The organism is Sphingopyxis panaciterrae, from assembly GCF_011762125.1.
GTDB classification, from domain to species: domain Bacteria; phylum Pseudomonadota; class Alphaproteobacteria; order Sphingomonadales; family Sphingomonadaceae; genus Sphingopyxis; species Sphingopyxis panaciterrae.
Genome location: NZ_JAASQN010000001.1, coordinates 388,350 through 408,745, shown reverse-complemented (window position 1 = coordinate 408,745; position 20,396 = coordinate 388,350). Strand labels below are relative to the sequence as shown.

Here is a 20,396-nt window from a genome sequence, read left to right as displayed (position 1 = left end):
CCCTGAATCGGCATCTACCCTCCGAACATTTGTCCCGGATATCGACAAAAACACATCGGAAAGTGCACTGAAATTTCAGCACACTTCCCGATGTCATGTTCAAAGTATTAGATTAACGGGTGGTTATTCGAATGAAGTTCGTCATCCGGATTTAGCGACAGGAAACCGAGAGGATCATCGACTGGAATGGAATTTTGGTCCATTTCGGATGTTTCGCTGACTTTTGGCGTAGTTTCTTCCGATTTGCTGTTTTCCTGATCCAGGTTACTCTTTTCGAGATAATTCTCCAGCACCTCGACCAGATCGCCCTTTCCTTCGAAGAGATCATAGACGAACGTCTCGGCCTCGGCAGGCGCCGTGCGACTGGCGGCGTGGGACGGATCGAAGCCGTCGAGCGGTATCGTATCGCCGGTTTCGAACGACATGACCGAAGCCATCAGCGGCGAGACGTCGCCCGGATCGCTGACATCAACCGTCACCGACAGTTCGGCCTGGACGACGTCGCCGTTCGGATGCCGGATCTGGTAGGTGAAGACATCGACCTGATCGGTATCGAAATAGCCGAGGTTCGGATCGGGCTCGTAATGATAATTGCCGCCCGCATCGACCGTCAGCGTCCCGAAGTCCCCGGTCAGCGTGACCGGCGTATTGCCGATCGCCGCGAAGCCGGCGCCGCTGTCGACCAGCACCGAGGTGAAGTTCGAACCGGTCACGTCATTGGCGAGGAGATTGCCGTCGATCCCGCTGACCGTATCGACCTGGAACTCGGTCAGGTTGGTGACCTCCTGATGGACCGACACCGCCGACGTATAACCCAGCCCGAGCGTGTTGGTGCTCGTCACCGTGACGGTATAATTGTCGGGCGGCAGGTCGTTGAAGGTCACGATGGCCCCGGCCCCGATCCCCAGCACATTGGCGAGCGCGGTGACGGTCACCGGAACGCCGACGACATTGCCGTCCCCGTCGCGAAGCGTGACGGTGTAGCTTGGCAGGACGTTCAGGCCTTCGCTGGTATCGATCACCACCTGCATGTCCGAAACCGTGTCGGGCGCAACGGTAAAGCCGCCCGTATCGGTATCGGTGCTGGGAATGATGATGCCGATGCCGTTGGTCAGCGAGAAGAGCGGCGTATCGACGACGTCGACCGTATTTTCATACTGCACGCCCGCGGTCGCCACGTCATCGGTCGCGGCGATGTCTCCCGTCACGTCGGGGCTGCCGATTTCGATGACCAGCTGCGCACTTTCCTGCGCGCCCCCGCTATTCTGGAGCGTGTAGGTAAAGGTCTCGGTCTGGCCGATGTTCGCGGCATCCTCGTCGGGCGTGTAGACATAGCTGCCGTCGAGATTGATCACGAGCGTTCCATGTTCGCCGTCGACCTCCGTCCCGTCGGCCGTCACCTGGGTGGTGACGCCATTGACCGTGACGCTGTGGACGACGGTGCCCGGAGGCGCCATGTCGATTTCGCCCGAGCCATTGGGATCGGTGATCACATTGCCTGCGGCGGTTTCGGCCACGATGTCGACGATGTTCGTATAGTCATGGTCGACACCGGTCACGTCCAGCGAGCCGAGCAAGCCCGCCCCGAGCAGTCCGTCGAAGGTCACGAAGGCGCGATATTCGCCCGCATCGAGATTCTGCGAGGCGGACAGGTTACCACCGAGCAGGTTGAGTTCGAGCAGCGTCGCCTCGCCCCCGCCGTCGATGCTGACCCATTGGCCATCGACAAGCTTTTGCAGGATGATCGTATAGTCCGCCGCGACCCCGATATCGAGCAGCCCGCCATATTCGAACAGGGCATCGAGTTCATGGCCCGCCTCGACGTTGAAGGTCACCGGTTCGATGCCAAGCAGCTGGAGCCCGGCGACGTCGAGCCCGAGGTCGACATCGAGTAGCGAAACCAGCAGCAGATAATTGGCATCGCCGACGTCGACATTGGTCGACAGCGGGACAAGGTCGAGCCCCGCATTGCCGCTATTGTCGAACGCATCGAACTGGTCGGGCGCCTCGGCCGGCGTCCCGTCCGATTCATTGCCGGCCGCGTCGGTCAGCGTCACCGTCAGATCCTCGCCGTTCGTCTGCGCCGGGATCGTCACGCTGTAGGTGCCGCCGGGCTGGACCGTATCGGTGCCGAGCACGGTGGTGCCGTCGGGGCCGTAGACGGTGACCGTCGCGCCGGGCTCGCCGGTGCCGGTCACGATCGTGCCCGTCGCGTCATCGACATCGGCGGTCGGCGCATCGGGCGCCGTCAGGTCAGGCGCCTCGGCCGGCGTCGGCCCCGATTCATTGCCCGCCGCATCGGTGAGCGTCACCGTCAGATCCTCGCCGTTCGTCTGCGCGGGGATCGTCACGCTATAGGTGCCGCCGGGCTGGACCGTATCGGTGCCGAGCACGGTGGTGCCGTCGGGGGCGTAGACGGTGACCGTCGCGCCGGGTTCGCCGGTGCCGGTCACGATCGTGCCCGTCGCGTCGTCGACATCGGCGGTCGGCGCATCGGGCGCCGTCAGGTCGGGCGCTTCGGCCGGCGTCGGTCCCGATTCATTGCCCGCCGCATCGGTGAGCGTCACCGTCAGATCCTCGCCGTTCGTCTGCGCGGGGATCGTCACGCTGTAGGTGCCGCCGGGCAGCACGGTGCCCGTACCGAGCACGGTGGTGCCGTCGGGGGCGTAGACGGTAACCGTCGTATTCGGCTCACCGGTTCCGGTCACCGTGGTGCCGGTGGCGTCGTCGACATCGGCGGTCGGGGGTTCCGGGGCTTCGGTGTCTGCGTCGGCGTCGGCGTCGGCGTCTGCGTCTGCGTCTGCGTCTGCGTCGGCGTCGGCATCTGCGTCTGCGTCGGCATCTGCGTCGGCATCGGCGTCGGCGTCGGCATCAGCGTCTGCGTCTGCGTCTGCATCGGCATCTGCGTCTGCGTCGGCGTCAGCATCTGCGTCAGCGTCAGCGTCAGCGTCAGCATCTGCATCCGCATCCGCATCCGCATCCGCATCGGCATCGGCATCGGCATCGGCGTCTGCATCGGCATCGGCATCGGCGTCTGCGTCTGCGTCGGCATCGGCGTCTGCGTCGGCATCGGCGTCTGCGTCGGCATCTGCGTCGGCATCAGCGTCTGCATCGGCATCGGCGTCGGCGTCAGCATCTGCATCCGCATCGGCATCGGCATCAGCGTCTGCGTCAGCGTCAGCATCTGCATCCGCATCGGCATCGGCGTCTGCATCCGCGTCGGCATCAGCGTCTGCGTCGGCATCGGCATCGGCGTCTGCATCCGCGTCGGCATCGGCATCAGCGTCTGCGTCGGCATCGGCGTCTGCGTCGGCATCTGCGTCGGCATCAGCGTCTGCGTCTGCGTCTGCATCGGCGTCGGCGTCAGCATCTGCATCTGCATCCGCATCTGCGTCAGCGTCAGCGTCAGCATCTGCATCCGCATCCGCATCGGCATCTGCATCCGCGTCGGCATCAGCGTCTGCGTCGGCATCGGCATCGGCGTCGGCGTCAGCATCTGCATCCGCATCGGCATCGGCATCAGCGTCTGCGTCTGCGTCAGCGTCAGCGTCAGCGTCAGCATCTGCATCCGCATCGGCATCGGCGTCTGCATCCGCGTCGGCATCGGCATCAGCATCCGCGTCGGCATCAGCGTCGGCGTCAGCATCTGCATCCGCATCCGCATCCGCATCCGCATCGGCGTCTGCATCCGCGTCGGCATCAGCGTCTGCGTCGGCATCGGCATCGGCATCGGCATCTGCATCGGCATCAGCGTCGGCATCAGCGTCTGCATCCGCATCCGCATCCGCATCCGCATCCGCATCGGCATCTGCATCGGCATCAGCGTCGGCATCAGCGTCTGCATCCGCATCCGCATCCGCATCGGCGTCTGCATCCGCGTCGGCATCGGCATCAGCGTCTGCGTCGGCATCAGCGTCTGCGTCGGCGTCAGCATCTGCATCTGCATCCGCATCTGCGTCAGCGTCTGCATCTGCGTCCGCATCCGCATCCGCATCCGCATCCGCATCGGCATCTGCATCTGCATCCGCGTCGGCATCAGCGTCTGCGTCTGCGTCTGCGTCTGCATCGGCATCAGCATCTGCGTCGGCGTCGGCGTCAGCATCTGCGTCAGCATCAGCGTCTGCATCCGCGTCGGCGTCAGCATCGGCATCGGCATCAGCATCTGCGTCGGCATCGGCGTCTGCGTCCGCATCGGCGTCAGCATCTGCGTCTGCGTCCGCATCGGCGTCTGCATCCGCGTCGGCATCAGCGTCTGCGTCGGCATCGGCATCGGCATCTGCGTCAGCATCGGCATCAGCGTCTGCGTCTGCATCGGCATCCGCGTCGGCGTCGGCATCTGCGTCTGCATCGGCATCTGCGTCTGCATCGGCATCTGCGTCTGCATCGGCATCAGCATCTGCGTCGGCATCCGCGTCGGCATCTGCATCTGCATCTGCGTCGGCATCGGCGTCTGCATCAGCGTCTGCGTCTGCGTCAGCATCAGCATCAGCGTCGGCGTCAGCATCGGCATCGGCATCGGCATCGGCATCGGCATCGGCATCGGCATCGGCGTCTGCGTCGGCATCAGCGTCTGCGTCGGCATCAGCGTCTGCGTCTGCGTCTGCGTCTGCGTCGGCATCAGCGTCTGCGTCAGCGTCAGCATCGGCGTCTGCATCGGCATCAGCATCAGCATCGGCATCAGCGTCGGCGTCGGCATCAGCATCAGCATCAGCATCAGCATCAGCATCAGCATCTGCATCAGCATCTGCATCTGCATCTGCATCTGCATCAGCATCTGCATCAGCATCTGCATCTGCATCTGCATCTGCATCTGCGTCGGTATCATCCGAGCCCCCGCCGCCGCTGGCTACGGCGGCGATCAGGCCGGCGCCGCCGAGGAGGCCGAGCGCCGGGATGAGGACGCCGCCGCCGGTTTCGGCCGCCACGGAGGAACCGGGGACGAGTTCGCCCCAGTTCGCCACTTCATAAAATTGCGGGCCCGCGCCGGGGCGGGCGAGCCACATGCTGTGGTCGGGTTCCTGCAGCACCAGGTCGCTGGTGGCGCCGTCGGTGCCGGCGACGTAAAAATCGACGATGCGGATGGTTTCGCCCGAACGCAGGCGGACAAGAAGGTCGTCGCCCTGCCGCTCGAGATTAGCGACGTCGGCGCGGCTCAATTGCAGCCGGACGACGCTGGGGCTGTCCAGATCGATGGCGTCTAAAGAAACGGAACGGGATTCGGCAGTTGCTTTGTCGAAAACTTCCGCTGCCATGATATTCCTCCATCAATCGAACACAAATAACATCGTTCCCGAAATCTCTATTTAGAGATCGAGTAACATTGACCTTTCCGGCGCCAGATGTGGCGCCAGGCAATCGCGTAATATTATTTTCTATTTGATTGCATATCGGCACAAAAAATAAGCTGCAACAAAGACCCGCCCGCAGTTCCGTTTTCGGAATAGATTCCCGATATTGCTCGGGAAATCGGCGGCAAGCGACTGGCAACCGGGGCGGCGAAATGGAGCGGCGGCGGTGGCGGGCCGGGGACGATGGCCGCATTGGGGTGGTGAGCGGACGTTTGTTTAATCAAGCCCCTCCCCTTCAGGGGAGGTGCTAAAGACTGTGCGTCCGCTAACAGCCGGGAGCGGACATTCGCCCTAAAACCGGCATCCGCGTGGCAAGTTCACACAGCGAACGAGCGCCGCAGCAAAAACCCCGCCGGTGACGGCGGGGCAAGGTTGAGGGTTGAACGAAGAATGGCACCGCCTTCCGAGGGAGGGGGGATGAAAGACGGGGCCGCCGCCACCATGCGCACCGCGGCGGCAAATGGCCAGCGCCCGCCTGCGCCTATTTGCACCGAAAACGGAATGAACCGAGCCGCGATCCCTGCCCGCCGGGGCAGTCTTCATTGACTGGACCATATTATCCGATACAGCGGCCGGCGCGATACGGACCGGTGCCCGCGTGGATTCGGGTAGCCAGCGTCGATGCCGGGAGCTTCGACGATCTCCCATCGTCCCCATATGTGCAACCCGGCCGCTTGCGCAGCGCCCGGGTAACGCAGGCGAACATACGCTCTAAAGGCTGTCGACATTTCCCGAGAAGATCATTCAAGCATGTCGAGCAGCGGATTGATGCAGACGTTCATGCAGATCAGGCCGGCGCTGCACCGGTTCCTGATCGCGCGCGGGACGTCGGCGGCCGAGGCGGAGGATGTTTTGCAGGAAATCTCGCTGCGGCTGTCGACCGACGCGATCGGACCCGTCGCCGACCCCCGCGCCTATCTGTACAAAATGGCGTCGAACCAGTTCCAGCTCCATCGCCGCACCGAACAAAGGCGCACCCGCCGCGAGGAAGACTGGGTCGATTCCACCAGCGAGGAGATGCGCGAGATCGATCCCGGCGCCTCCGCCGAGCTGCAGCTGATCCAGCGCGAGCAGATTGCGATCCTGCGCGCGGCGCTCGACGGGCTTCCCGAACGGACGCGGTGGGTTTTCCTGCAATTCCGGGTCGAAGGCGAAGCGCAGAAACAGATCGCGGCGACGCTGGGGATCAGCGTCAGCGCGGTCGAGAAACATCTGACGCGCGCTTATGGGGCCATCGCGAGCACGAAGCTTTTATTGGATGGGGATCATGCGCTTCCGCGGCATCTCAGGCAGGCAAGGGGGCGTCATGAGCATTGAGATGCAAGACCCGATCATCGAGAACGCAATCGCATGGCACGTCCGGCTGCGCGATGGCGACGATGCGGCATGGGAGGCATTCGCCGACTGGATGGCGGCCGACCCGCGTCACGCCGCGGCCTATGACCGGGTCGAAGCGCTCGACGAGCGGATCGACCCGTTGCTCGCGGCGCTCGGCGAAGGACAGCCGGCGAACGACGTCGATCCCTTGCCTCTGCCCGCGCCCGCGCCGCGCCGCCGCTTCCTGCTGTGGACGGGCGGCGCGCTGGCCGCCTCGATCGCCGCGGTGCTGACGCTGACGCCGTCGTTCACCTCGCCGCGCTACGAAGTAGCGACCGCGGCGGGCGAACGCCGCCAGGTGCAGCTGGACGAAGGCACCGATATCGCGTTGAACGGCGCGACGAAGCTGCTTCTCGACCGCGACAATCCGCGCGCCGCGGCGCTGGTCGAGGGACAGGCGCTGTTCCGCGTCCGTCACGACGACGAGCGTCCGTTCGTCCTTGCGGTCGGCGAGGTGCGCATCGTCGACCTCGGCACCATATTCGACGTCACGCGCGAAAGGGACCAGATCCGCGTCGCCGTATCCGAGGGCAAGGTCGAATATCGCGCCGCGGGCAAGACCGTCGCGCTCGTCGCCGGTCAGTCGCTGGTCGCCACCAACGGCGGCGACGTTACCGTGTCCGACACCCCGGTCGAGGCGGTGGGTTCGTGGCAGAACCGGCGCTATCTGTATTCGGGCGCGCCGCTGTCGCGCGTTGCCGCCGACCTGTCGCGCGCGCAGGGGATCGCGATCCGCGTCGACCCGGCGCTGGCCGGCCGGCTGTTTTCGGGCAATGTGCAGATCGAGGGTTCGGGCGAAGCCGAATTACGCCGCCTGGCGATCGCGCTCGACGTCAAACTCGAACGGAGCGGGCAAGGCTGGGTGATGGGACCGTCACGAAGTGCGCCGAATTGAGAGATGGGCCGCCGCTACCGCGGTCGTGATCAGCCTGGGAAGTGCCGCCCCGCTGCGGGCACAAAGCTTCGACATCGCAGCCGGCCCGCTTGGCGACGTCGCGGGCAAGGTCGGCGCGCAATCGGGCGCGACGGTGACGGTGACCGATCCCGAGCTCGCCAGACGGCGTTCACCGGGCGTGCGCGGCCGCTTCCCGCTGCGCGAAGCGCTCCGCCGCGCGCTCGCCGGTACCGGGGCCGAGGCGCGTTTCCTGAACGGGCGGACGGTGCGCATCGTCCCGGCGCCGGTAAAGGCCGCGAAGCCGGTGAAGGCGCGGCCGCCCCGTCCGCCGAGCCGTCCCGCCACCCCGCCGCCGGTGATCGAGGCGACCGAAGATATCATCGTCACCGGGATCAAGGGACAGGGATCGCTCGACCATTATCCGGGATCGGTCAGCGTCGTCGAGATGGACGGCGGCTGGAGCACGCGCAACGGCACCGACGGCACGTCGGCGATCACGCGCCTCCTCCCCTCGCTTTCTGCGACCAACCTTGGGCGCGGGCGAGAAAAGGTCTTCATTCGCGGTGTCGCCGACAGCAGCTTCAACGGCCCGACCCAGTCGGCGACCGGGCAATATCTGGGTGATGTCCGGCTTACCTATAATGCCCCCGACCCCTCGCTGAACCTTTACGACATGCGGCGGGTCGAGGTGCTCGTCGGGCCGCAGGCGCCGCTGTATGGCGCAGGTTCGCTTGGCGGCATCATCCGCTTCGTTCCCAACACCCCCGACCTCGATCGCGCGGCGGGCGCGGCGTCGACGATGATCGAATATACGCAGGGCGGCGGGTTCGGCGGCGAAGGCAATGCGATGCTCAACCTGCCGATCGCCAAGGGGCGCTGGGGGGCGCGGATCACCCTCTCCGCCGGCGAGCGGGCGGGCTATATCGACGCGCCGGCGCATGGCGCGAACAATATCAATCCGACGCGCAGCGACGGCCACCGGATCGCGCTGCGCGGCGAAGCGATCGATGGCTGGACGCTCGACATCGGCCATGTCCGGCAACGCGTCGAAAGCGACGCGGGGCAATATAGGCTGCGCGAAGGCGGCGAGCCGATGCTCGATCAGCCGTTCCGCAGCGCCTACCAGCTTGCCTATCTGCGCGCCGAAAAGCCGATCGGCGACGCCGAACTGGTTTCGACGACCGCCGCGGTCCGCCACAATCTGCGAACCCGTTTCGAAGCCAGCGCATTGTTCGAAATTCCAAGCTGGTATGAGGAACGGAGCAAAATCTCCATCCTCTCGCACGAAAGCCGTATCTCGGGCGGCAGCCGCGACGCGCCCTGGGTGATCGGGGTCAGCGCGATCTACAGCCACAGCCTTGTTTCGCAAGCGATCGGCTTCACCGACGTGCCGCTGATCGAGGTCGCGTCGGTCGACAGCAATATCGACACCGCGCTTTATGGCCGGGTCACCCGGCCGCTGAGCCAGACCCTGTCGCTGACCGTCGGCGGGCGCCTGACCTATGCGCGGACCGAAAGCTTCGTCCGCGATCCCGTCGTCGACGATATCCCCGCATCCTATCGCGACGGCGCGCGCTTTTCGCGCACCGTCGCGCTCGATTGGCAACCGGGCGGCGCATTCTCCGCCTTCCTGCGCCATGACCAGGGTTTCCGGGCCGGCGGGCTGACCGCCTATCCGACGCTGATCGGCCTCGTCGCGCAAACCTATCGCCCCGATACGCTCGACATGTACGAACTCGGCATCCGCATCGGCCGGACCGACCGCAGCAAGCTGTCGTTCCGCGCCGCGCTGTTCCGCAACATCTGGCATAATATGCAGGCCGACCTGATCGACGTCTCCGGCCTCCCCTATACGGCGAATGTCGGCAATGGGCGGATCTTCGGTGTCGACGCCGAACTGCGCTGGCGCCCGACGGCCGCCTTCGTCCTGACCGCCGCGGCCTTCGTCAACAGCAGCCGCCTCGCCGCCAGCGAAGCCGTGCCGGCGGGCGATGGCCAGCCGCTTCCCAACGTCGCCGGGGCCGGCGGACGGCTGGCGGCCGACTGGCAACATGAACTGGGACCCGGGTTGACGATGAACGCCCGGGCGTCGGCGCGTTACGTCGGGCGGTCGCGGCTGGGCGTCGGGTCGGCGCTCGATATCCCGCAGGGCGGATATGCCGCGATCGACATCGGCGTCGGGCTCGATTTCGGCCGCGCGATCCTGTCGCTCAATCTCGACAATGCCGCGAACGCCAGGGGCAATACCTTTGCTTTCGGCAACCCCTTCTCGGTCGTTCGCCGCGACCAGACGACGCCGCTGCGGCCGCGCACCTTGCGGCTGGGGATCGACCTGACCTTCTGACGATCGGGCGTTTCCGCGCGCCGCCGCGCGGCGAATTTGCGTAAAATCCGGCGCTTTCGAAATTTCTGGTGGGGGTTGCCGCGACCGGCGGTGTCCTATGCGTGAAAGACGGCGTGCCGGATCAACCGGCGCGCGTCGTTCAGGCGGGTTCATCTGCAAGGCCAGGGCCGGGGATGGGCCGCTTTACTGGATCATGTCTACGGAGGACATATGACGAATAAATGGATTCTCGCCCCGGTGCTCGCGCTCGCGGTCGCCGGCTGCGCAAGCAACGCCGACCGGCGCGCCGCGGTGCGCGGGGCGCTCATCGGCGCCGCGGGCGGCGCAGCGGTCAGCGCGATCACCGGCGGCGACCTTGCCGAAGGCGCGGCGATCGGCGCTGCGGGCGGCGCCGCGATCGGCGTCATCACGCAGGATGGCCGCAAGCGCGAAGTCTACCGCGACCGCAACGGCGGCCGCTACTGGGTCGACGACCGCGGCCGCCGCCGCTCGGTCCGCAACTGATCTCCCCTCCCCAAATATGGTGCGCACGCTATGCGCGGCCACCGGTAATTCCAATGATGGAGTATATATATAATGCGTAAGATGATCACATCCCTGCTGCTCGCCGCGTCGGCGACGGCGTTTGCCACCCCCGCCATGGCACAGGACGCACCGAGCGGCCTGCGCGTCGGGGTGATCGGCGGGCTCGACATCATCCGCCCGGGCAGCACCGAGGATTCGGACGTCGATGGCGACGATCAGAGCACCGAAGGCTTCCTCTATGGCGTCGATGCCGGTTACGACCTCGCGCTCGGCCGCATCGTCGTCGGTGTCGAGGGCGAATGGAGCAATTCGACCGGCAAGACCAAGTCCGATCGCAATGATCCGAACTTCTTCGGCTATGGCAAGGTCGCGCCGGGCCGCGACCTCTATGTCGGCGCGCGCGTCGGCTTCGCGGCGGGCGCCGGGACCCTGATCTATGCCAAGGGCGGCTACACCAACGCGCATCTCAACGTGCTGACCTCGAACGGCGATATCGACCGCAAGGAAAAATTCCGCCTCGACGGCTGGCGCCTGGGTGCCGGCGTCGAACATGCGATCGGCAGCAACAGCTATGCGAAGGTCGAATATCGCTATTCGAACTACACCGACGCCGATTTCGAATTCCGCGACGGCGGCACGACCAACCGGTTCGAGGTCGATACCGACCGGCACCAGATCGTCGCCGGCGTCGGCTTCCGTTTCTAAGCGGTCGCGGCGCGGCGGGACGACACCTCCCGCCGCGCCGGGCTCTTCCCTGTCAGGAACGCCCTTATGAAAAGAATTGCCACGATTGCGCTGTGTCTGGCGGCGATGCTGCCCGCCGCAGCGGCGCAGGCGCGCGATCATCGCGACGACCGGCGCTGGGATTCGCGCGATCATCGGTCCGATCGCCATGACCGGGACCGCGACCACCGCGATCGTTACGACCGCGACCGCCATGATCGCGATCGTTACGACGGCCGGCGCCATGCCCGGCAGGTCGAATGGCGCAAATGGCGCCGCGGCGATCGCTTCGACCGCCGCTATGCGCGCGACTATCAGACGATCGACTATCGCCGCTATCGCGGCTTGCGGCCGCCGCCGCGCGGCTATCATTATGTCCGTTCGGGGAACGACGCCGTCCTGATCGCGATTACATCGGGGATCGTCGCCGCGGTGGTCGCCAACGCGATCCGCTGATCGGTGCGGCACAGCCGGGACCTGGCGTACCCCCCCTCCCTCCCCGCCTCGTTCCGGAACCGCCCGCCCCGATGGCCTGCGGAGCTCCGCGCCCTGAGCGCCCGGCTCCGCAGGCCTTTTCATGGCTGAATCGCCAGCAGCGCCCCATCAAAACTAAGCCAGAGACCCAGAAAAAATGGCTGTTTTCTGCGGATAATGGCGACCCAAAGGCCTAGGCAAGCCAACGAAGATCATATACGAAATCGCCATCGAGGAGGAGGATGGCGTGAACCGTCGGGAATATCTTCTAGCCGCAGCATCCGCCTTTGCCGTGGCATCCACCGCCGAAGCGCAAGCGGCGCTGGCAAAAGCAGGCGACGGCACCGCCGGACCGCCCGAACCCGAATTTTCCCCGCAGGTCCGGTACGGGATCAAAATCCCGATGCGCGACGGCGTGGAGCTCAGCGCGACGCTCTATCTGCCGCGGGGGCTGCAGGCGGCGCGGCCGACCATCTTCTCGCTCACACCCTATACCGCCGACGGCTATCATCCCGAGGGCGTGTCATTCTCGGCGAACGGCTATCCCTATCTGTCGGTCGACATGCGCGGCCGCGGCGAGTCCGGGGGCGAGTTCAGCCCCTTCGTCACCGACCCCGGCGACGGGCGCGACATCGTCGACTGGATCGCCAAACAGCCCTTCTGCAACGGCAAGGTCGGCATGTGCGGCCTGTCCTATGTCGGCTATACGCAATGGGGGACCGTGCGCGGCGATCCCGCCGGCCTGGCGACGATCGTGCCGTCGGCGCCCGCCTATATCGGGTTCGATTTCCCGATCCGTTACAATATCTTCTTCAACTTCGCAGCGACCTGGCTGACCCGCGTGTGGGGCAATACCGGGCGCATCATCGCCTATCAGGACGGCGAATATTGGTCGAAGGAGTTTCTGCGCTTTCTGGAATCGGGCCTGCCCTTCCGCAAGCTGACCCAATATTTCGGGCTCGATTCCAAACCGTTCGACGAATGGATGGAGCATCCGCACCAGGATGAATATTGGGATCAGGCCAATCCGACCCCCGAACAATTCGCCAAGCTGACCATTCCCGTGCTGTCGCTGTGCGGCGCCTATGACGGCGACCAGCTCGGCACGCTCGAATTCCATCGCCAGCATCTGCAACAGGCCGGGGCGAAGGCGCAGCATTATCTGGTGATCGGCCCGTGGGGCCATCTGGAGGTCCGCAAGCCCAAGGCCGAATTTTTCGGGATCAAGGTCGGCCCCGACAGCGTCATCGACATGCCGAAGCTGCACCGCGAATGGTTCGCCTTCGCGATGGAGGGGGGGCCGAAGCCCGAGTTCCTTCAGAAGAAGGTCACCTACTACGTCATGGTGGCCGACGAATGGCGCTACGCCGACACGCTCGAGGGCGTCACGGCGCGCCACGAGACGCTGCATCTGCAGTCATCGGGCAATGCCGACAGCGTCTATCGGTCGGGAACAATGGGCCCCAAGCCAGCACGCAAGGCCGAGCCCGATCATTATGTCTACGATCCCCGCGACCTCAGCGTCCCGAAACTCGAAGCGACGCTGACCCAGTCGCATCTGCTCGACCAGACGATGGTGCTGGCACGGGCGGGCGGCAAGCTCATCTATCACAGCGACCCGTTCGAACAGGATACCGAGGTCAGCGGCTTCTTCAAATTCGCCGCCTGGATCGCGATCGACCAGCCCGACACCGACTTCCTCGTTCAAATCTATGACATCGGTCCCGACGGATCGAGCATGTTCCTGACCGAACAGCATATGCGCGCACGCTATCGCGAAGGGCTGCGCACCGAAAAGCTGATCGATACCAAGGCGCCGCTGCGTTACGACTTCGACCGCTTCTTTTTCGTCTCGCGGCTGATCCGCAAGGATCACCGGCTGCGGCTGGTGCTCCGCGCCAACGAAGGGCTTGGCTGGCAGAAAAATTACAACAGCGGCAAGCCGGTGGCGGACGAAACGATGGCCGATGCGCGGACCGTCACCGTCAGCCTCTATCACGACGCCGCGCACCCCAGCGCGCTGACGATCCCGATCGGGCAGCCGAATAGCTGACGGTGCCGGCCGGGGGTCGGGATCATCTGCAAAGGCCGTCGTCGCCCCCTCAAAAACCATCGTCACCCCGGACTTGATCCGGGGTCCCGCTTTTTCCAATCGTTTGAGCATGATCAGTCGAATGGGGCACGCCCCCCTCATTCTCGTCATCCCGGCGAAGGCCGGGATCTCACCGTAGCGTTCTCCATGCAAAGTCGAGATCCCGGCCTTCGCCGGGATGACGATTCGGGGGCAGAAGGCCATGTTCTAGCGGGACCCCGGATCAAGTCCGGGGTGACGATAAGGGCGGTCGCACTATGCTTGCCAAATCGGGCACACCCTAGCCGCGAAGGCGTACCTTCGCAGTCACCGACAGCCCGGGGCGCAGCCTTTGCAGCGCCGCCTGCCCGGGGTCGAGGCGGATCCGCACCCCGACGCGCTGGACGATCTTGGTAAAATTGCCCGATCCCGGTTCGAACGGCAGCAAGGTAAACTCGCTGCCCGACCCCGGCGCGAGGCTTTCGACCGTCCCGTGCAGCGTCTGCCCCAGCGCGTCGACATAGACGTCGGCATTTTGCCCCGGGCGCATCTCGCGCGTCTGCGTTTCCTTGAAATTGGCGACGACATAGATCGCCTTCACCGGCACCACCGACAGCAGCCGCGATCCCGGCTGGACATAGTCGCCGACCTGGATGCGGCGGTTGCCGACGACCCCGTCGATCGGCGCGGCGACGAGCGTGTGGCCGCGGTCGAGCCTGGCGAGCGCGAGCGCGGCGCGCGCCTTTGCCGCTTCGGCCTCGGCCGCCTGCACCTGCGCCGACAGGATCGGCCCCTTGGCGCGCGTCACCGCCGCCGCTTCGACGCTGGCGCCAAGGTCGGCGCGCGAGCGCTGCGCCGCCGACGCCGCGCCGACCGCGGTCGCCGATACTTGTTCGGCATCGCGCCTGGTCACGAAACCGTCGGCAAGCAGCGCATTATAGCGGCGCCGGTCCGCGGTGGCGCGCGAATATTCGGCGTCGGCGGCGGCGATCTGCGTGTTCACCGAGCGGATCTGCGCCGCCGCGAGCTTTTGTTCGGCGCCCAGCGAGGCGAGCGTCGCGCGGGCGGTTGCGACCTGCGCATCGGCATCGGCCACGGCGGCCTCGGCCGCCAGCAGCCGCGTATCATAATCGCGGACATCGATGCGAACCAGCGGATCGCCCGCCCGCACCGCCTGATTGTCGCGCACCAGCACCGCGGTCACGAGCCCGCCGACGCGCGGCGCGACCTCGCTCGCGTCGGCCTGCAGATAGGCGTTGTCGGTCGATTCCGCGGTGCGCGGCGAAGTGAGCCACCAGATGCCGAGCATCGCGACGGCGAGCGTGATCAGCCCGACCTGCCACGCCTTTTTCGGTATCGCGACGCCGCGGCGCACCGGCGCCTCGACCTCGATCGTCACCGGCGCGTTCACGGGTTGATCACCAGCAAGGTCGAGGTCGCGGTGGCGAGCAGCCGCCCCGCCTCGTCGGTCAGGCTCGCCTCGGTATAGGCGACGCGGCGGCCGATCGAGATCACCCGCCCTTCGGCGCGCACCTTGCCGGTCTTTCCGGTCATCGCCTTGAGGTAGGAGGTCTTGAGTTCGAGCGTCGTCATCGCCTGATCGTCGGCGAGCTTGGTCACCACCGCGATGCCGCAGGCGGAATCGAGCAAGGTCGCGGCATAGCCGCCGTGCACCGTGCCCATCGGATTATAATGTTCGGGGCCCGGAACCCCCTCGAACGCCGCCCAGCCGTCGCCGGCATCGACAAGCTGAAAGCCCAGCGTCTCACCGATCGGCGGGCGCCCCCCGGATGCGATCAGCCCCTGTATCTTGGCGAGCGTCATTGCGCCGTCTCCAGTCCATAGCGCCGGGCGATGCTGGCGTGCGTGTCGGCGAGCATCGCGTCGGACAGCGCCGGATCGCCGACCGCGCGCGCCAGCGCGACGCCGCCGACGAGTTGCGCCAGCAAGGCATGCGCCTCGGCCCCCGGATCGGGATAACCGAGCTTCGCCAGCGGCGCCGCGAGCCGGCCGGCGATTCCTTCGACCCCCGCGCCGAAGCGGTCGCGCGTCGCGGGCTGCGCGCGCGCGAAATCCCCCGACAGCGTCGGCAGCGGGCACCCCCGGTCGCGGCTGTCGCGATGCGCGGGCGAGAGGTAGAAATCGACATAGGTGCGCAGCACCGCGCGCGGATCGCCCTTCGCATCGATTTTTTCGGTGCGCGCGCGGGCGTCGGCGAACATCGTCCCGATCGCTTCCTTCACCAGCGCGTCCTTCGAGGGGAAATGGGCGTAGAAACCGCCGTGGGTCAGCCCGGCGCGCGCCATGATGCCCGCGACCGCGACATTGTCGGGCCCCTTGGCACGGATCTCCTTCGCCGCCTCTTTCAGCACCCGTTCGCGTGTCTCGGCCTTGTGGTCACTTGCATAGCGCACTTGCGTCTCCTTTTATATGACGCATATAATATAAAGACGACAGGACACAAGACCCATGGCCTCCATTCCGCTTTCTCCCGGCGCCAGCGCCGCCCCCGCCTCGCCCGCCTCACCCGACGACGGCGCGCCGTTCGACCCGGCGGCGATGCCCGATGCCCGGAAATATCTGATCTTTGCGGTGATGGCGTTCGGCCAGTTCATGGCGCTGATCGATATCCAGATCGTCGCCGCATCGCTGAACGAGGTGCAGGCGGGGCTCAGCGCCGGCCCCGACGAGATCAGCTGGGTGCAGACCGCCTATCTGATGGCCGAGCTGGTGATGATCCCCTTTTCGGCCTTCCTTGCGCAGGCGCTGTCGACGCGCTGGCTGTTCGCGGCGTCGGCGGCGCTGTTCACGATCGCGAGCATATTCTGCGGGCTCGCGTGGAGCATCGAATCGATGATTCTGTTCCGCGCCGTGCAGGGTTTCGTCGGCGGCGCGATGATCCCCACCGTGTTCGCGACCGGCTATATGCTGTTCGAGGGCAAGCAGCGCGCGATGATCCCCGCCATCCTCGGCATGGTGTCGGTGCTCGCGCCGACATTGGGCCCGACGGTCGGCGGCTGGATCACCGATGCGATGGGCTGGCGCTGGGTCTTTTTCATCAACGTCTTGCCCGGCGCGATAGTGACGTTCGCGGTCCTCGCGCTGGTGCGGATCGACCGGCCGAACCTGCCGATGCTGCGGCGCATCGACTGGGTGCATCTGGCGTCGATGGCGGTGTTCCTCGCCGGGCTCGAATTCGTGCTCGAGGAAGGGCCGAAGCACGACTGGTTCAGCGAGCCCGAAATCGCAATCGGCGCCTGGCTGTCGTTCGTCGCCTTCGGGCTGTTCCTCGAACGCTCGTTTCGATCGGAGGGACCGATCGTCAAGCTGACGCCGTTCCGCAAACCGACCTTTGTCTTTGCCTGCGTGTTCAACCTGGTGATCGGCTTCGGCCTTTATGCCAGCACCTATCTGGTGCCGATCTTCCTTGGCCGGGTGCAGGGTTATAATGCCGCCGAAATCGGCACGACGGTGTTCGTCTCGGGCCTCGCGCAGCTCTTGGGGGTGCCGATCGCCGCAGCGCTGTCGCAAAAGGTCGACCAGCGCATCGTCATCACCTTCGGGCTCAGCCTGTTCGCGGTCGGCCTGTGGATGTTCAGCTTCATGACCCCCGAATGGGGCTTTGCCGCCTTGTTCTGGCCGCAGGTCGTGCGTAGTTTCGCGATCATGCTGTGCATCGTGCCGTCGGTCGGGCTGGCGCTGGGCAATTTCGAGGGACCCGAATTGCGTTACGCCTCGGGGCTGTTCAACCTGATGCGCAACCTCGGCGGCGCGATCGGCATCGCGCTCGTCAACACCTGGCTCGGCGACAACCTGCGCCTCCATATGCTGCGGTTGTCGGAAGCGCTCGGCCGCTCGGCCGACGCCGCGAACGAGGCGGCGGCGGGGCTGGCGCAGCATATCGGGCGCACCGTGTCCGACCCCGCGCTGGCGCAGCAGATGGCGGAGGGCATGCTGGGCCGGATCGTCGGGCGCGAAGCGCTGACGCTGGCGTTCGACGATGTGTTCCGCCTGATGGCCTATCTGTTCCTGGCGGCGCTGGTCATGGTGCCTTTCTGCAAGCCGCCGCCGATCGGCGGGCCGGCGCCGGCGGACGCGCATTGATCCAAAAACAAGGACCCGCCCCCAGGCCCATGTCCCCGGGGGCGGGCCCGCGACCCGTCGTCTTGTGCGGCGCCGCTGCCCCCGCGGCATGATGCGCGGGCAGCGGCGGCCGAAGATCAGGCGAGGTCGAAACGGTCGGCGTTCATCACCTTGGTCCAGGCCTTGACGAAGTCGCGCGCGAACTTCTCCTCATGGCCCTTCTCGGCATAGACTTCGGCGGTCGCGCGCAATTGCGAGTTCGAACCGAAGATCAGGTCGGTGCGCGTGGCGCGCCAGCGCTCGGTGCGCCCGCCGCGGTCGTAACCGATGAACTCCTCGTCGGCGCTGGTGTCGACGACTTCCCAGAGGGTGTCCATGTCGAGCAGGTTGACGAAGAAATCATTGGTCAGCTGGCCGACACGGGTTGTGAACACGCCATGCTTGCTGCCGCCCGCGTTCGCGCCAAGGACGCGAAGGCCGCCGACGAGCACGGTCAGTTCGGGCACCGACAGGCCGAGCAGCGAGGCGCGGTCGAGCATCAGTTCCTCGGTCCGCACGCTATGCTTGGTGGCGAGATAGTTGCGGAAGGCGTCGGCCTTCGGCTCCATCACATCGAAGCTGTCGGCGTCGGTTCCTTCCGCCGTCGCATCGCCGCGGCCGCCGGTGAAGGGCACGGTGACGTTGAAGCCCGCATCCTTCGCCGCCTTTTCGACCGCCGCCGAACCGGCAAGGACGATCGCATCGGCGAGCGACAGATTGCCGCGCAGTTCGTTGATCTTGCCGAGCACTTTCGACAGCTCGGCCGGATCATTGACCGCCCAGCCCTTTTGCGGCGCCAGCGCGACGCGCGCACCATTGGCGCCGCCGCGGAAGTCCGACTTGCGGAAGGTCGAGGCCGAGGCCCAGGCCGCCTTGACCAATTCGCCGACGCTGAGCCCCGAGGCGAGGATCGCGCTCTTGAACGATGCGACATCGCCGTCGGAGGGCTTCGAACCGGCCGGAACCGGATCCTGCCAGATCAGGTCTTCGGCGGGCACTTCGGGACCGAGGTAGCGGACCTTGGGCCCCATGTCGCGGTGGCACAGCTTGAACCAGGCGCGCGCGAAGGCATCCTTGAACGCTTCATGGTCATTCCGGAACTTCTCCGAAATCTTGCGGAACTCGGGATCGACCTTCAGCGCCATGTCGGCGGTGGTCATCATCGTCGGCACCTTCTTGCCCGGATTATGGGCATCGGGGGCCATGTCCTCTTCTTTCTGGTTCACCGGCTGCCACTGCTGCGCACCCGCGGGCGATTTCACCAGTTCATAGTCATAGTCGAGGAGCAGGCGGAAGAAATTCTCCGACCATTCGGTGGGGGTGTTGACCCACGCGCCTTCGAGCCCGCTGGTGATCGCATGCGCGCCGACGCCGGTCTCGAACGTACTGGTCCAGCCGAGCCCCTGCAGCGCTATGTCGGCGCCTTCGGGGGATTCGCCGACCAGGCTGGCGTCGCCTGCGCCATGCGCCTTGCCAAAGGTGTGGCCGCCGGCGGTCAGCGCCACCGTTTCCTCATGGCTCATCGCCATGCGTTCGAAGGTCACCTTGATGTCGCGCGCCGACAGCAGCGGGTCGGGATTGCCGCCCGGACCTTCGGGATTGACGTAGATCAGCCCCATCTGGATCGCCGCGAGCGGGTTTTCGAGGTCGAGTTGCTTTTCGACGTCGATGCGCGTCTGGACGCCTTCGCTGACCCACAGATCCTCGGCGCCCCAGTAAATGTCGCGCTCGGCCTCATAGACGTCCTTGCGGCCGCCGCCGAAGCCAAACACCGGACCGCCCATCGATTCGATCGCGACATTGCCGGTCAGGATGAACAGGTCGGCCCAGCTGATCTTGCTGCCGTATTTCTGCTTGATCGGCCACAGCAGGCGCCGCGCCTTGTCGAGGTTGCCATTGTCGGGCCAGCTGTTGAGCGGGGCGAAGCGCTGCTGCCCGCTATTGGCGCCGCCGCGGCCATCGGCGGTACGATAGGTGCCGGCGGCGTGCCACGCCATGCGGATGAAGAAGGGGCCATAATGGCCATAGTCGGCCGGCCACCACGACTTGCTGTCGGTCATCAGCGCCGTGATGTCGGCCTTGAGCGCGGCATAATCGATCGACTTGAACGCCGCGGCATAGTCGAAATCCTCACCCATCGGATCGGGCGAAACACCGCCCTGATGCAGGATTTCGAGCGGCAGCGCATCGGGCCACCAGTCCTTGTTCGTGCGCCCGAGCAGGCCGCGAAACCGGTCTTTGCCGACCGGACAGCCTTTTGCAGGATCGATGGGGGTGGGGTCGTTCATGCAGTCTCTCCTCATTTTGCTTTATGATGATGTGACGCGGCCGGGTTACGGGCGCGTGACGCGGGCGGCAGGCAAGCCACCCGGAGGCCGTTCGGGGTTGGCAAGTGTCGAGTCGATGCCACCATCCTTTCGCACTAACCCGGGGAGGATAGGCCGCCCCTCGCCATCGACCTAACCGAATAAGCTGAATATAGTCATCGACTGGTCCGATTATTAACGCGGGCGCGCC

14 protein-coding genes and 1 pseudogene are annotated in these 20,396 nt (G+C 65.7%); 8 read left to right on the top strand and 7 right to left on the bottom strand.

The window, feature by feature from the left end:
* Positions 1-107: 107 nt before the first annotated feature.
* The 3 genes and pseudogenes from FHR22_RS22620 to FHR22_RS22730 all read right to left on the bottom strand — a co-directional run.
* Positions 108-2,708: a BapA/Bap/LapF family large adhesin gene (locus tag FHR22_RS22620; protein WP_166937677.1), complete on the bottom strand. Its 2,601-nt coding sequence runs from the start codon at positions 2,706-2,708 to the stop codon at positions 108-110.
* Entirely contained in the window at positions 2,705-4,825 is a 2,121-nt protein-coding gene (locus tag FHR22_RS22615; protein WP_341786530.1) for a hypothetical protein, read from the bottom strand. The genes FHR22_RS22620 and FHR22_RS22615 overlap by 4 nt, the downstream gene beginning before the upstream one ends.
* 166 nt (positions 4,826-4,991) lie before the next feature.
* Positions 4,992-5,252, bottom strand: a pseudogene (locus FHR22_RS22730) (BapA/Bap/LapF family prefix-like domain-containing protein); the annotation flags it as partial.
* 846 nt (positions 5,253-6,098) lie between these two features.
* On the opposite strand from FHR22_RS22730, the gene FHR22_RS01795 reads away from it, so the two are divergent.
* The 7 genes from FHR22_RS01795 to FHR22_RS01765 all read left to right on the top strand — a co-directional run bounded on the left by FHR22_RS01795 (position 6,099) and on the right by FHR22_RS01765 (position 13,739).
* Positions 6,099-6,665: an RNA polymerase sigma factor gene (locus FHR22_RS01795; RefSeq protein WP_208417442.1), complete on the top strand. Its 567-nt coding sequence runs from the start codon at positions 6,099-6,101 to the stop codon at positions 6,663-6,665.
* The gene (locus tag FHR22_RS01790) at positions 6,655-7,620 is read left to right on the top strand and encodes a FecR family protein (protein ID WP_166938305.1); all 966 of its coding nucleotides are present in this window, start codon (positions 6,655-6,657) and stop codon (positions 7,618-7,620) included. Before FHR22_RS01795 ends, FHR22_RS01790 begins: the two co-directional genes overlap by 11 nt.
* Positions 7,607-9,964, top strand: coding sequence for a TonB-dependent receptor domain-containing protein (locus FHR22_RS01785; protein WP_166938303.1), 2,358 nt, complete (start codon positions 7,607-7,609; stop codon positions 9,962-9,964). The genes FHR22_RS01790 and FHR22_RS01785 overlap by 14 nt, the downstream gene beginning before the upstream one ends.
* A 210-nt stretch (positions 9,965-10,174) precedes the next feature.
* Positions 10,175-10,468, top strand: coding sequence for a hypothetical protein (locus FHR22_RS01780; protein ID WP_166938301.1), 294 nt, complete (start codon positions 10,175-10,177; stop codon positions 10,466-10,468).
* A 72-nt stretch (positions 10,469-10,540) separates the two neighbouring features.
* Positions 10,541-11,194: an outer membrane protein gene (locus FHR22_RS01775; RefSeq protein ID WP_166938299.1), complete on the top strand. Its 654-nt coding sequence runs from the start codon at positions 10,541-10,543 to the stop codon at positions 11,192-11,194.
* 66 nt (positions 11,195-11,260) lie between these two features.
* The gene (locus tag FHR22_RS01770; RefSeq protein WP_166938297.1) at positions 11,261-11,668 is read left to right on the top strand and encodes an RcnB family protein; all 408 of its coding nucleotides are present in this window, start codon (positions 11,261-11,263) and stop codon (positions 11,666-11,668) included.
* A 265-nt stretch (positions 11,669-11,933) separates the two neighbouring features.
* Positions 11,934-13,739, top strand: coding sequence for a CocE/NonD family hydrolase (locus FHR22_RS01765; RefSeq protein ID WP_166938295.1), 1,806 nt, complete (start codon positions 11,934-11,936; stop codon positions 13,737-13,739).
* A 319-nt stretch (positions 13,740-14,058) separates the two neighbouring features.
* On the opposite strand, the gene FHR22_RS01760 is transcribed toward FHR22_RS01765, so the two are convergent.
* From FHR22_RS01760 to FHR22_RS01750, 3 genes are read right to left on the bottom strand one after another with little or no spacing between them, the layout of a single operon-like run.
* Positions 14,059-15,168 carry an HlyD family secretion protein gene (locus tag FHR22_RS01760; protein ID WP_341786529.1) on the bottom strand — a complete coding sequence of 370 codons (1,110 nt, stop codon included), beginning with the start codon at positions 15,166-15,168 and terminating at the stop codon, positions 14,059-14,061.
* Entirely contained in the window at positions 15,165-15,581 is a 417-nt protein-coding gene (locus FHR22_RS01755) for a PaaI family thioesterase (protein WP_166938293.1), read from the bottom strand. Before FHR22_RS01755 ends, FHR22_RS01760 begins: the two co-directional genes overlap by 4 nt.
* Positions 15,578-16,171: a TetR family transcriptional regulator gene (locus tag FHR22_RS01750; protein ID WP_166938291.1), complete on the bottom strand. Its 594-nt coding sequence runs from the start codon at positions 16,169-16,171 to the stop codon at positions 15,578-15,580. The genes FHR22_RS01755 and FHR22_RS01750 overlap by 4 nt, the downstream gene beginning before the upstream one ends.
* Positions 16,172-16,226: 55 nt before the next feature.
* Between FHR22_RS01750 and FHR22_RS01745 the strand changes: the two genes are divergently transcribed.
* Positions 16,227-17,861: a DHA2 family efflux MFS transporter permease subunit gene (locus FHR22_RS01745; protein WP_208417441.1), complete on the top strand. Its 1,635-nt coding sequence runs from the start codon at positions 16,227-16,229 to the stop codon at positions 17,859-17,861.
* Between the two features lie 116 nt (positions 17,862-17,977).
* On the opposite strand, the gene katG is transcribed toward FHR22_RS01745, so the two are convergent.
* On the bottom strand, positions 17,978-20,167 hold the full coding sequence (gene katG, locus FHR22_RS01740; RefSeq protein WP_166938289.1) for a catalase/peroxidase HPI: 2,190 nt from the start codon (positions 20,165-20,167) through the stop codon (positions 17,978-17,980).
* Between the last annotated feature and the right edge of the window lie 229 nt (positions 20,168-20,396).

Bases quoted from the DNA above. Each gene is read 5' to 3' on its own strand.
- FHR22_RS22615 (WP_341786530.1), bottom strand. From the start codon at position 4,825: ATGATACCGACGCAGATGCAGATGCAGATGCAGATGCAGATGCTGATG.
- FHR22_RS01795 (WP_208417442.1), top strand. From the start codon at position 6,099: ATGTCGAGCAGCGGATTGATGCAGACGTTCATGCAGATCAGGCCGGCG.
- FHR22_RS01790 (WP_166938305.1), top strand. From the start codon at position 6,655: ATGAGCATTGAGATGCAAGACCCGATCATCGAGAACGCAATCGCATGG.
- FHR22_RS01780 (WP_166938301.1), top strand. From the start codon at position 10,175: ATGACGAATAAATGGATTCTCGCCCCGGTGCTCGCGCTCGCGGTCGCC.
- FHR22_RS01775 (WP_166938299.1), top strand. From the start codon at position 10,541: ATGCGTAAGATGATCACATCCCTGCTGCTCGCCGCGTCGGCGACGGCG.
- FHR22_RS01770 (WP_166938297.1), top strand. From the start codon at position 11,261: ATGAAAAGAATTGCCACGATTGCGCTGTGTCTGGCGGCGATGCTGCCC.
- FHR22_RS01755 (WP_166938293.1), bottom strand. From the start codon at position 15,581: ATGACGCTCGCCAAGATACAGGGGCTGATCGCATCCGGGGGGCGCCCG.
- FHR22_RS01745 (WP_208417441.1), top strand. From the start codon at position 16,227: ATGGCCTCCATTCCGCTTTCTCCCGGCGCCAGCGCCGCCCCCGCCTCG.
- katG (WP_166938289.1), bottom strand. From the start codon at position 20,167: ATGAACGACCCCACCCCCATCGATCCTGCAAAAGGCTGTCCGGTCGGC.